Here is a 12,622-nt window from a genome sequence, read left to right as displayed (position 1 = left end):
TATCGGCGTTATCGCAAACTCGTTAGGTCCCCTGAAGACAAACACCCCGTCCGAATGGACGGGGGAAGCCGATATGGGCACTGCCTGGCACCGCTAGCCCGAAGGCGTCAGTCTACGATCGTGACGTTCAGGTTGTGCTTGGCGAACACGTCGCCGAGCTCCTTCTTCGCCTCGTCCGCGTCCGGACCGTGAACGTGCAGCTCATAAGCATGTCCGCCCACGAGCGTGGTAAACAGGCCCAGGATGCTTTTCACGTCGATGTACTTGTTGTCGGCTTGAAGAACGATTGAAGAACGGAACTTGTTCGCAGTTTGTGACAATTCCACGATTGCAGCGTTGTTGGTCAAGGCAATCCCTCCAAGAATTAGGGTTCACGATTTCATTACCCATCATACTCTGTATCGCGGAACGGTGGCAAGGGGTAAACGCTTCATTTGAGGTTGTCCGGATTTAACCCCTCAAGCTCAGGCAGGAGGAACAGTCCGTCTTTGCGGATCATGACATCGTCGAAATAAATCTCTCCGCCGCCGTATTCGGGCCGTTGGATGAGGACGAGATCCCAATGGATCGCCGAGCGGTTGCCGTTGTCGCAATCCTCGTAGGCTTGCCCGGGCGTGAAGTGCAGGCTGCCCGCGATTTTTTCGTCGAACAGTGTGTCCTTCATCGGGTGAAGAATGTACGGATTGAAGCCCAGACTGAACTCGCCGATATAACGCGCGCCCTCGTCGGTGTCGAGCAGGGCGTTGATCCGCTCGCCGTCGTTCGCGGTCGCTTTGACGATTTTTCCGTTTTCGAACGTGAATGTGACATTTTCATAAGCGAATCCATTATAAACGCTTGGCGTATTGTAAGCGATCGTGCCGTTCACCGAATCGCGGATCGGACATGAGTACACCTCGCCGTCCGGAATGTTGCGGGCGCCCGAACATTTTTTTGCGCCGATGCCCTTAATCGAAAAGGAAAGCTCGGTGCCGGGCCCTGTAATCCGCACCTTGTCGGTCTTCTTCATGAGCGCATGAAGCGGGTCCATCGCCTTGTCCATTTTGGCGTAATCCAGGTTGCATACGTCGAAGTAAAAATCCTCGAACGCTTCGGTGGAACGGCCGGCCAGCTGCGCCATAGAGGCGTTCGGGTAGCGGAGCACGACCCACTTCGTATGCTTGACGCGCTGCTCCAGATGGATCGGATGACGATGCACGCTGTCGAAAAGCGCCATCTTGTCCTTCGGGACGTCGGACAACTCGTTCACGTTGTCGCCGGAGCGGATGCCGATATAGCCCTGCATGCGCTTCATGCGGTCCATCTCGTACGCCGCCCACGTCTCGACCATCTCGGGACGGGCATGACGCAGCAGCTCCCGCGTGACGGAGCGGTCTTCGATCTCGACGTGCGGGTATCCTCCGCGCTTCGCGACCTCTTCGACGAGCGCCTTGAGCAGCTCGCGCTCCGGTCCGATCATCTCGATCAGCACATGTTCGCCGGGCTGCACGTTAACGGAATATCCGGCCAGATTGGCCGCCAACTGTTGAATTCGCGCGTCGCGCATCGATATGACCTCCGATTGATCTGTTCTTGTGCGTGCTAACATTGTACCACCGGGGACAGCGCAATGAAAAATCCCGCACGCAAAAAAGGACAAGCGGAGGACTCCCTCCCTTGTCCCCGGCTAAGCCCCCGCTCAGCCGACCGTCACGCAATTGCGGCCCTGGTGCTTGGCCTCGTACAGCGCCATGTCCGCACGGTAGAACAGCGATTCGACGCTAATCCGCTCGTCGCCCGACGACCACTCGGACACGCCGCACGACACCGTAACCTTTGGCGCGGTCTCTTCCTCTACGCGGCTGCGGATCCGCTCGGCCACCTTGAGCGTCTGGTCGAGGCTGAGCTGCGGCAAGTAGATCGCGAGCTCCTCGCCGCCCCAGCGCGCCGCGATGTCGCTCTCCCGGATCGCGCTGCGGATAATGGAGCTGACCTGGATCAGAATGGCGTCGCCGACCTGGTGGCCGTACGTGTCGTTGATTTTTTTGAAATGGTCGATGTCGACGACGATGAGCGAGCCCGACGCATCTTTTTCCTGCTTGCGCTGAATCCGCTCATTCAAGTAGTGACGCGCATACAGCCCGGTCAGGTTGTCCGTGATGACCATCCGCCGCACCTCGGCGTGCAGCGACGAATTCGACACCGCGAGCCCGATATGCGCGGATAGCACCTGGAGCAGCTTGTAATTTTCGTAGGAAAAGTGGTTCGGCTGACGATGCGTCACCATGATCGCGCCGATCACTTCGCCGTTGAGCAGCAGCGGCGACGCGATGAGCGAACGCGAGCGCGTCGATTCGAGCAGTCGGGATCTCACGGGCGTCGCCGAGTGATAATCCGACAGGATGATCGGCTCCTTGGTCGCCAGCATGACGCCGCAAAAACCGTAATCGATCGTAAAAACGTCGTTGTTCAGCTCGGGTACGTTGGAAGAGATAACATTGAAATGATTCAGCTGCATGTCGAGCTGCAAAATGAAGCAGAAGTCCGCGTTAAATATCGACAGCAGCTCGGACGTGGCGAACTGAATCGTGTCGGACAGCCGCAGACTGCTGTTGAGGCGCTGCGTCAGCTCGTTGATGAGGCGCAGCTCGCCGATCAGCACGTTCGCCTGCTCGTGCATCCGCGCCTTCTCGAACGCCGTACCCGCCCCGCTCGTCAGCGTGGAGACGAAGCGCATGTCGAGATCGTCGAACGGCTCGCCCGCCAGGTCGAGCCGCAGCACGCCGTATACGCCTTGCTTGCCCGCAAGCGGGAAAGCGATCCGGCGAAACTCGCCCGCGCCGTCTTCGCGCCGCTCCCCGTCCATGAACGCCCTCCAGCACAGGTCCATGTCCTGGTGGTGAAAAGCGAGCGGCTGCACGCGCTCGTTGATGCTGCTGTAATCCTGGGACAAAAAGAGATTCGTCCTGCAGGTCGGATACATCTGCTCGAGACTGCTGAACACTTCGACCAGCACGTTCTCCACGTCGATGTGGTCGTTCATCCGCCGCATAATCTCCAGCAGCCGGTCCTTGCGCTGATCTTCCTTGCTCGCCCGGCTAGCCGCATGCAGCTGGCCTTCGACGAACAGATGTTCGAAGCGCCGGTACAGGCAGCTCTTGAAATGCAAAGCCGCAGCCTGCAAAAGCTTGAGCTCTCCGGCGCCCGCCGCGCCGGCCGGCGCCGAGCAGGCGATCGCCGCGCATACGAAGCCGGTCGAACGGCTGAAAATCGGAACGGCCAGCGTGTCCCGGCTTCGAAGCGCCGGATGCTCGTGCTCCTCCGCGCGCATAAGGGCGGGCCTGCACGATTCAAGCGCCATGCCGGCCGCGGTCGGACCGGCGCTCTCGCGTCGCCAAGAGACGGGCAGCCCGGCGCTTGTGGATGCGCCGGCGACGGCAACGACGGTATAATCGGGATGAAGCAGCTCGATCGGCCATCCCGACAGCCACGGAAAGCCCTCGCTCTGCTCCACCCAGTCCGCGAAGCTTATCTCCAGCAGCGAATGTATGTAAGGAAGATCGGCTTCCGTTAAATCCTGTCCTGCGATCCACGACGGCAAGTCATCCGCAGCGCGCCTAAGCGCCGTTCCCGCACGAGGATGTCGAACCGAGTCTAAATTTTCCCTTGGTTGAACCATCCCGGACCCTCCTCGCCGCGCTTCTATTATTAACTATACAATGGACTCGTGATTTTTGCACTAGAAAGCGAGCAAATATCGGGACTTGCGTCTTGCGTCTCGACACTTATATATCTTACGTTTATTCCGAAAAAAGCAAGCTCCATTTAAGCTTTCCAGCTGTAAGCGCGGAGACCTTGACATTCGCCTCGTTTTTCTTATAATATCTATAGTTGAACATTGGGCTCATTGTTTGTGTCACCCTCACGGACGGTTCCCTCGGCGGGCAGCGGCTGAACTTCTTGCCGGGAAGAAAAGTGGTTGATCCATTTCCTCTTATGGAATGCGTTCGGCGCAACGACAACCCATTTTCAAAAATTCCCTTTTGAAAAAGGAGTCACACATTCATGTCCAGATATACCGGTCCTAAATTCAAACTGAGCCGCCGCCTCGGCATTTCCCTGAGCGGTACCGGCAAAGACCTCAAGCGCGCGTTCCCTCCGGGGCAGCACGGTGCGAACCAACGCCGCAAGATCAGCGGCTACGGCCAGCAATTGCTCGAAAAGCAAAAGCTTCGCCATATGTACGGCCTGAACGAAAAGCAATTCCGCAACCTGTTCGACCGCGCTTCCAAGCTGAAGGGCAAATCGGGCGAAAACTTCATGTTCCTGCTTGAGAGCCGCCTGGACAACCTGGTCTACCGCCTCGGCTGGTCCAACTCCCGCGCAGGCGCGCGCCAACTCGTGTCGCACGGCCACGTGACCGTGAACGGCAAGAAGGTCGACATCGCTTCGTACACCGTACAAGTCGGCGACATCATCGGTCTTCGCGAGCGCAGCCGCGGCCTGAAGGCGATCAAGGAAGCTTCGGATTCCCGTCACCACATCGCCGGCTACCTGGACTTCAACCAAGCCGCTATGGAAGGCAAGTACGTTCGCCTGCCTAGCCGCGAAGAGCTGTCCCAGGACATCGAAGAACAACAAATCGTCGAATTCTACAGCCGCTAATCGTCCTGTCATCGACAAGCAAGCGCTCCGGCCCAGCCGGGGCGTTTTTTTATTAAAGTCGAATTCGATGGGCAGCCCCTCATCTTGGATAGCTTGGATACGCGAACGGACCGAGGAGCCGCTAATTTAGTTCCAATCTCTATTCGCAGCCTGTTCGCGGACCCAGGCGCCGCTATTGCGAGATTGGCGGCTTTTTTTAGGCTTATTCCGGATCAATAACGTCCCTCCAGTCCGAAAAAATCGCAATGCGCCCTGTTTTAAAAAAATAACGTCGCCTGTGTCCGAAGTCCTCTGACGCACTTGTATCCAGCGTCTACGCGCACCCGCATCTTCCCCTCCCATTTAGCTCCCCGTCAATCGTCTCTTAAGGTCGGCGATTAAAGCCGTGATTCAGAAGAAAACCCGTCCGCTGACGCGGACGAGCTGCGACGAACCAATATTATGCCTTCGTGCCTTGCGAACCGTCGATCGGCTGCGACAAAACGGCAGGCGCGGGCGCCGGTGCCGCGACAGGCGCAGACGCAGTCTGCGCAGGCTGTCCCGGCTTCGTCAGCCGCTGGATGAGCTGGCCGATGTCGATGCCGGATACGTTCTTCAACATCTCCGGCGCGGTTGCCATCAGCGACGTCACGTAGTTGCTCACACGCGCCGCTCCTTCGCCATGGCCGGTGTCGACGACGGTAAGCTTGTCGATCGCCGAGATCGGCTCCGCCACCTTGCCGGCGAGCTCAGGCAGCATTTTTACGATGATGTCGAGCACGGCCGCCTCGCCGAATTTCTCGAAAGCCTGCGCGAGCTTTTCCTTCGCTTCGGCTTCGGCCAGACCGCGCAGCCGCACGACTTCGGCTTCGGCCGTACCTTTCGCCTTTGCCGCTTCGGCTTCCGCAAGACCGTTCAACCGCTTCTGCTCGGCGTTTGCCTTGGCCTCGGCCTCGATACGGTACTTCTGGGCGTCCGCTTCGTTGATCTGCCTGGCCTTGTCGGCTTCGGCCGCCTGAACGACCGCATAGCGGTCGGCATCCGCCTTTTTCTTCACCTCGGCGTCGTACTGCTTTTCGCGCCGCAAAATTTCCTTCGCCTCGAGGTCGATCTCTCTTTCCTTGCGTACGATCTCGACCTGCATCTGCTCCTCGACGACGCTCTGCTTCGAGCGCGCTTCCTGAATCGAATAGGCTTGATCCGCTTCGGCCTTCGCCAAGTCCGATTCCTTTTTAAACGAAGCGACCTTCAGCTCCTTTTCCTTCGTCGCTTCGGCGACGTTCGTGTCGCGCAGCAGCTCCGCCTTCTGGCCCTGCTCCTCCGCGGCCGCCTTCTGAATCCGCGAATCCCGGATCGCTTCGGCCTCGGCGATGTCGGCGTCCCGCTTGACGGCCGCGATCCGCGGCTTGCCGAGCGCTTCGAGATAGCCGTGCTTGTCGCGGACGTCCTTGATCGTGAACGAGACGATCTGCAGGCCCATCTTCTTCAGGTCGCGCGCCGCTTGTCCCTGAACCTCCTGCGCGAATCGCTCGCGGTTGCGGTACACCTCTTCGACCGTCATCGTGCCGAGTATGGCGCGCAGATGGCCTTCGAGCACTTCCTGGGCTTCGCTGCGCAGCGCCTCCGTCGGCTTGCCCATGAATTGCTCGGCGGCCGTCGCCACGTCCTCCACCGCGCCGCCGATCTTAATGATCGCGACGGCGTCGGTCAGCACCGGCACCCCTTGTTCGGTATACACTTCAGGCGTACTTACGTCGAGCTTGTGCGACAGCAGCGATAAAAATTGAGCTTGCTGGAAAATCGGCAAAATAAAAGCGCCCCCGCCGCGCACGATTTTGATTCTGCGGCCCGATTCGTCCACCGACACGTTTTTGCTGCCGAGAAACGAACCGGTCACGATCATGGCCATGTCCGGCGCCACCGTCTTGTACCGGGCCCAAAAAGCGATGCCCAGCACAAGCAGCACGGCGACGACAATGATCGGGATATAAAGCGCTTCATCGATCGTTTGCATTTGCATTCTCCTCTACTCGCGAAAGTATGATTTCCAGTGCTACTCCAGCCGCGATACGCCGAGCACGTCATCCTTTACCCGGACGACGACGACCTTCGTACCTTCGGCCAGCGCCTCGCTGTCGAAGCTTTCGGCGATGTGATTGGCGTTGCCGGCGCCCACGCGAACGAGCACCTCGCCGAAGCCGACGGCCGGGATGGACGTGATGACCTCCGCCCGCTTCCCCTCCAAGTCCCGAATCGAGTACGCGACCGAATTTTCGCTGTTCTTCATCGGTCTCACGTATACGAAGTGCATCGCCAGACCTCCGAGCGCGGCTGCGGCTCCGGCGCAAGCGTACACGCCGCCGGCCTGCAGGGCGGAGTACCGGTCAAGGAGCAGCCCTGCGCCACCGAAGATCGTGATGCCGCCGGCCAGGACGACCGGTTCGAACAGATCGTGGGGCAGAAAATCGAACGCGCCGCCGATGTCTCCGACGATCAGCGTCGCGAGCGCCATCAGCACGCCGAACGCCAAACAGCTCCAGAACACTATTTCCACGCTACCCTCTCCTTCTGCGCCGGAAATCCGTTATCGTCGACCCTTAATACATACGACAAGCATTCCCAAAAGTTTCTCACCCTCCCCTTAAATCGTCCAATCGGAGAAATATTTGGAAGCGCTCGTCCGCTCGGCCGCTGCGAGAATGCTCGAACGGAGAAGCGTGAAGTCAAACAATCGCCTACTGTGGTATAATAAGTCTGTTTTGTTGAAGGAGGATACATAAAATGAACGATAGCAAGCAGCCTTCCAAGAAGCCGAAACGCAAAAAACGCTCGCCATGGGTCATGGCCGCCAAATTGTTCTCTTATACGATTCTGTGGCTGATCTTCTTCGCCGTGCTGGCAAGCTTGGCCGCGGGCGGCGCGGTCGGCGGATATATCGCGGCGCTGGTCAAGGACGATCCCGTCCGATCCCGGGCGCTGATCGAAGAGAAGATCAACGAGAACAATGCAACCGGTTTCGTCTATTTCCGCGACGGAACGCTGATCGGCCAGCTGCGGACCGAGGAGGACCGGCAGCCAATCACTTACGACAAGATTCCCAAGGTCATCATCGATTCGGTCTTGTCCATCGAAGACAAAAATTTCTACAATCATATCGGCGTAGACACCAACGGCCTGTTCCGCGCCGTCAAGCAGCAGCTGCTGAACGAGGATGTGCAGACCGGCGGCAGTACGATTACGCAGCAGCTTGCACGGCGCGTATTCCTGAGCCTCGACCAGACGCAAAGCCGCAAAGCCAAGGAGATCTTCCTGTCGCTTCGGCTCGAGCGTTTTCTCGGCAAAGAAGAGATTCTTACCGCCTATCTAAACAAGATCCCTTACGGCAACGGCGCCTCCGGCTACCAGGTATACGGCATCAAGGCCGCGGCCAAAGGCATTTTCGGCATCGAGGACCTCAGCAAGGTCAATCTGGCGCAGGCGGCTTATCTGGCCGGGCTGCCGCAGCGTCCGTCCGCCTATTCGGCCTTTACGGGCAAAGGCGACTTTAACGAAGCCAACTTCAAGCGGGCGCTCGCCAGACAGAAGCTCGTCCTTCAGAAAATGCTCGAATACGGCAAGATCGACCAGCAGCAGTACGACCAGGCGATCGCCTTCGACGTTTACGACTCGCTCGCCAAGCCGACGGAGAAGGCATACAACACCTATCCTTATCTGATGCTGGAGGTCGAACGCCAGGCTGCGATGCAGCTCGTGCTGCAGCAGAACCCGACGCTGACCATCGACGATCTGAAAAAGAAGGAAAACGCCTCTCTTATCGAAGACGCGCGCGAGCAGCTGCTGCGCGGAGGCTACAAGATCACGACGACCATCGACAAAAAAGTATACGATACGATGCATGCGGTGGCGGAGGATCCGAAAAACTTCTCGCCGGACAGCAAAACGAAGGGCGTCGAGCAGACGGCCGCCGTCATGCTGGACCACAAGACGGGCGCGATACTCGGCATGATCGAAGGCCGGGACTTCCATATCGAGCAGCTTAACTTCGCGACGCAGATGGAGCGCCAGCCCGGTTCGGCCATGAAGCCGATCGGCGCTTATCTGCCGGCGATCGACAAAGGACTCATCAGTCCGGCCAGCATTCTGGACGACGCGCCGATCATTTTGAAAAACAGCGGCTCGAGCTTGCACATCCCGAAAAACTCGAACAACCGGTATTCCGGACTGGTCACGGCCCGATACGCGCTCAACCAGTCGCTCAACCTGCCGGCGCTTAAGATCTTCCTCGACAAGGTGACGATCAAGGGCGCCTGGGACTTCGCTCGTCAGCTGGGCATCACGACGCTTGTGCCGGATGACGACTACGCGCAGACCGGCGTTATCGGCGGTCTAAAATATGGCGTCACCGTCGAGGAGCTGACCAACGCTTACGGCGCGATCGCCAACAAAGGCGTATTCAACGACGCTTACCTGATCGAGAAGTTGAAGGATTCTTACGGCAACATCGTCTACGAGCACAAAGCGACGCCGAAGCGCGTCGTCTCCGAGCAATCGGCCTACCTGATGACCGACATGCTGCGCACGGTCGTTAAGGACGGAACTGGCAAATCCGTCAAAAATGGATTCAAAAACTACGGCAAAATCCCGATCGTCGGCAAGACGGGCACGACTTCCAATTATGCGGACGTCTGGTTTGAAGGCTTCACGCCGGATATTACCCTCGGCGTCTGGGCCGGCTACGAAAAATCGGTCAACACCCTGTCCACCGACGGGCATGCGCGCGCCAGAGAGATTTGGACCAAGGTCATGAACGAAGTCACCGAAGCGAAGCCGGAGCTGTTCCCGACCAAGGAATTCGCGAAGCCCGACGGCATCGTATCGATGACCGTGTCCAGCGTCAGCGGCAAGCTGCCGACCGAGCTCACCCGGTCCGCGGGCAAGCTTGTGACCGACATTTTCAACAAAAAATACATTCCGACGGAGGAAGACGATGCGCTTGTCGCCGTCAAGTATATCTCCTACAACGGCGTGAACTATCAGCCGTCGCCGGAGACGCCGGAGGATATGCTCCGCCAATCGGTCATGACGAAGCGGGAAAAGCCGCTCGACGAGCTCATCGAACAGCTCAAAGCCGCTCTCGACAAAGTGCCGGCCTCAAGCCGGAAGCCGTTGTCCTACTATTTGCCGAAGGACGCCTCCGGCGGCGCGCCGTCGAAGCCGGATCCGCGCGTGGACGACGGCTCGGCGCCGAGCGCGCCCGGCAATATCGCCGTCGAACAGCTGGGCGGCGGCAAAGTGCGCATCTCGTTCACCAAGAGTCCGCAAGCCGATGTCGTCGGCTACCGCCTCTACCGCTCGGTTGGCGGCGGCTCCTACGTCAAAATGGGCAAGTCGGTGCTGACCGGCGAAGAGACGCGCTTCATCGACTATTCGTCCTCGGGCAGCGTACGGTATGCGGTAACGGCCGTCGACGTCGCCGGCAACGAATCCGGACGCAGCGAATCCGCTTCGGCCGGCGGCGGCGGGGGCGGCGGGGGCGATGCCGGAGGCAATGCCGGGAACCCCGACGAACAATCGCCACCGCTTGGCGGCGAGGACGCCGGCCAGACCGATCCGAACACGAACGGCGGCGAACAGCCTTCGAACGATCCGGGCCAGGTGCAAGCAGCCGCGCCGTCCGTGCCGAGCGGCCTCGTCGCTCAGGCGACGGCCAGCGGCGCGACGCTCAGCTGGAACCCCAACCCCGGCAGCGACAACGTCACGCGGTACGAGGTGTGGTACAGCGCCAGCGAGCAAGGCAATTATCGGCGCGTCGAATCTACCCAGTCCACCCAATACGCAGTGTCCGGCAATAACACAGCCGGATGGTATCGCGTCAGAGCAGTGAACGATACCGGCGCTTCAGACGCCTCGCCGTCCGTAGAGATCAAAAACAGCTAGCTTTCCAAACAAGAAAAAGAACGCTTCGGTCGTGCAGCATGCCGGAGCGTTCTTTTTTTGCGCAAAAAAATAGCCTTCCGTCCGGAGAATCGCTTCTCCGGCCGAAAGGCCGCGCCGGTCTGGCTCAGTCCTCGATCGTGGACAGATCGCCCGTCGGCAGATTCAGCTCCCAAGCCTTAAGGACGCGCCGCATGATCTTGCCGCTGCGGGTCTTAGGCAGTTTGTCCTTGAACTCGATCTCGCGCGGCGCCGCGTGCGCCGACAAACCGATTTTGACGAACTTCGAGATATCGGCCTTCAGCTCCTCTGAAGGCTCAAAGCCCTCGCGCAGCGAGATGAACGCCTTGATGATCTCGCCGCGAAGCGGATCGGGCTTGCCGATGACGCCCGCTTCGGCGACGGCCGGGTGCTCGACCAGCTTGCTCTCCACCTCGAACGGTCCGACGCGCTCGCCGGACGTGTTGATGACATCGTCGATCCGGCCCTGGAACCAGAAGTATCCCTCTTCGTCCATGTATGCAGAGTCGCCGGACACGTACCAGCCCGGGATACGGAAGTATTCTTCGTATTTGGCCGAGTTGTTCCAAATCTTGCGCATCATCGAGGGCCATGGCGTGCGGATCGCGAGGTTGCCCATGCGCATCGGCGGCAGCTCGTTGCCCTGATCGTCGATGATGGCCGCCTGGACGCCCGGGATCGGCCGGCCCATGGAGCCCGGCTTGATCTCCATGCTCGGGTAATTGCAAATGAGCTGTCCGCCCGTCTCCGTCATCCACCATGTATCATGGATACGCTGGTTATAAACTTTGAGGCCCCAACGGACGACCTCGGGGTTAAGCGGCTCGCCGACGCTGAGCACATGCCGCAGATTGGACAGATCGAACGGGCCGACCGCATCGTCCCCTGCGCCCATCAGCATGCGGAAGGCGGTCGGCGCGCTGTACCAAACCGTAACCTTGTACTTTTCGAGCGTGGAATACCAATCCTGCGGGCTGAAGCGTCCGCCGCGGATAACGTTCGTCACGCCGTTCAGCCAAGGCGCGAACACGCCGTAGGACGTGCCGGTCACCCAGCCCGGATCGGCCGTGCACCAGTATACGTCGCCTTCCTTGAGGTCAAGCACGATGCGTCCGGTATAATAATGCTGGATCATGGCGTTTTGCACGTGATAGACGCCCTTCGGCTTGCCCGTAGAGCCGGACGTATAATGCAGGATCAAGCCGTCCTCGCGGTCGAGCCATTCGATCTCGGCCGACTCCGACGCCTTTTCCATCTCGGCCTTGAAATCGACGATGCCGTCGCCCGCCGCGACGTCGTCGCCGAACACGATCAGATGCTTCAGCTCAGGCAGCTCCGCGCGCGAGATGCGCGGCAGCAGCGCCGGCGTCGTCACGATCGCCACCGCGCCGCTGTCCTGCAGGCGATCCCGGACGGCGGTCTCCATGAACGCTTCGAACAACGGTCCGACGACGGCGCCGATCTTCAGCGCGCCGAGCAGCGCGAAGTACAATTCGGGCGTACGCGGCATAAAAATGAAGACCCGGTCTCCCTTGCCGATGCCGAGCCCGCGAAGCACGTTGGCAAAGCGCGCAGAGTGCCTCGACAAATCGGCGTACGTATAGCTCTCCTCGCGCTGCGCGTCGCTGTAATGCAAAGCGATCGTATCGCCTTTGCCTGCTTCGACGCGGCGGTCGATAGCCTCGTACGCCATATTGACCTTCCCGGTTTTGGACCAGGAAAATTGATTTTCGATGTTCTCCCAGTTAAAATTGCGCACCGCATCTTCATAAGAGCCGAGATTCGCGGTTGTGGCCGTAACGGCCAATTTCTCATCCTGACTTAACGTCATTACCAATCACCTTCCCGTTGATTTTGCTGCAAACCCGATGCTAAGTATACGAATGCGCTTACACGAAGAACAAAGCCTTTTGGCTTGCTGTTGCCATTATACCACGCGTCCGACATACCAACGCAACCGAAGGCGGGAAATTTTCTCCAGTCTGAGGACGACAATGGCAAATTGTCGCGCCAATCCGGCAAAAAAGCGCACGATACCGGCTTT

Annotated in this window: 8 protein-coding genes; 2 read left to right on the top strand and 6 right to left on the bottom strand. The window is 59.1% G+C overall.

All coding sequences use genetic code 11. The annotated features are described in order from the left end of the window. Positions 1 to 107: 107 nt before the first annotated feature. From KVT38_RS03580 to KVT38_RS03570, 3 genes are all read right to left on the bottom strand, one after another. On the bottom strand, positions 108 to 347 hold the full coding sequence (locus KVT38_RS03580) for an HPr family phosphocarrier protein (RefSeq protein ID WP_217592323.1): 240 nt from the start codon (positions 345 to 347) through the stop codon (positions 108 to 110). A gap of 83 nt (positions 348 to 430) precedes the next feature. Continuing rightward, positions 431 to 1,546, bottom strand: coding sequence for an aminopeptidase (locus KVT38_RS03575; RefSeq protein ID WP_217592322.1), 1,116 nt, complete (start codon positions 1,544 to 1,546; stop codon positions 431 to 433). Between the two features lie 132 nt (positions 1,547 to 1,678). Further along, complete coding sequence (locus KVT38_RS03570) at positions 1,679 to 3,658, bottom strand: GGDEF domain-containing protein (RefSeq protein WP_217592321.1); 1,980 nt, start codon at positions 3,656 to 3,658, stop codon at positions 1,679 to 1,681. A 386-nt stretch (positions 3,659 to 4,044) separates the two neighbouring features. On the opposite strand from KVT38_RS03570, the gene rpsD reads away from it, so the two are divergent. Then, positions 4,045 to 4,644, top strand: a complete 600-nt coding sequence (rpsD, locus tag KVT38_RS03565) for a 30S ribosomal protein S4 (protein WP_217592320.1) — start codon at positions 4,045 to 4,047, stop codon at positions 4,642 to 4,644. A 439-nt stretch (positions 4,645 to 5,083) separates the two neighbouring features. On the opposite strand, the gene KVT38_RS03560 is transcribed toward rpsD, so the two are convergent. Both KVT38_RS03560 and KVT38_RS03555 read right to left on the bottom strand, forming a co-directional pair. Then, complete coding sequence (locus KVT38_RS03560) at positions 5,084 to 6,637, bottom strand: flotillin lipid rafts scaffold protein FloT (RefSeq protein WP_217592319.1); 1,554 nt, start codon at positions 6,635 to 6,637, stop codon at positions 5,084 to 5,086. A 39-nt stretch (positions 6,638 to 6,676) separates the two neighbouring features. After that, positions 6,677 to 7,177 (bottom strand): NfeD family membrane protein, encoded by a 501-nt coding sequence (locus KVT38_RS03555; RefSeq protein WP_217592318.1) that lies wholly within the window; start codon positions 7,175 to 7,177, stop codon positions 6,677 to 6,679. A 227-nt stretch (positions 7,178 to 7,404) separates the two neighbouring features. Between KVT38_RS03555 and KVT38_RS03550 the strand changes: the two genes are divergently transcribed. Continuing rightward, positions 7,405 to 10,560 (top strand): transglycosylase domain-containing protein, encoded by a 3,156-nt coding sequence (locus tag KVT38_RS03550; RefSeq protein ID WP_217592317.1) that lies wholly within the window; start codon positions 7,405 to 7,407, stop codon positions 10,558 to 10,560. Between the two features lie 124 nt (positions 10,561 to 10,684). Here KVT38_RS03550 and acsA read toward each other — a convergent pair whose 3' ends face one another. Beyond that, on the bottom strand, positions 10,685 to 12,409 hold the full coding sequence (acsA, locus tag KVT38_RS03545) for an acetate--CoA ligase (protein WP_217592316.1): 1,725 nt from the start codon (positions 12,407 to 12,409) through the stop codon (positions 10,685 to 10,687). Positions 12,410 to 12,622 lie beyond the last annotated feature (213 nt).

Source organism: Cohnella sp. GbtcB17 (genome assembly GCF_019091135.1).
Lineage (GTDB): Bacteria > Bacillota > Bacilli > Paenibacillales > Paenibacillaceae > Cohnella.
This window is presented reverse-complemented; position numbering and strand designations above follow the sequence as displayed.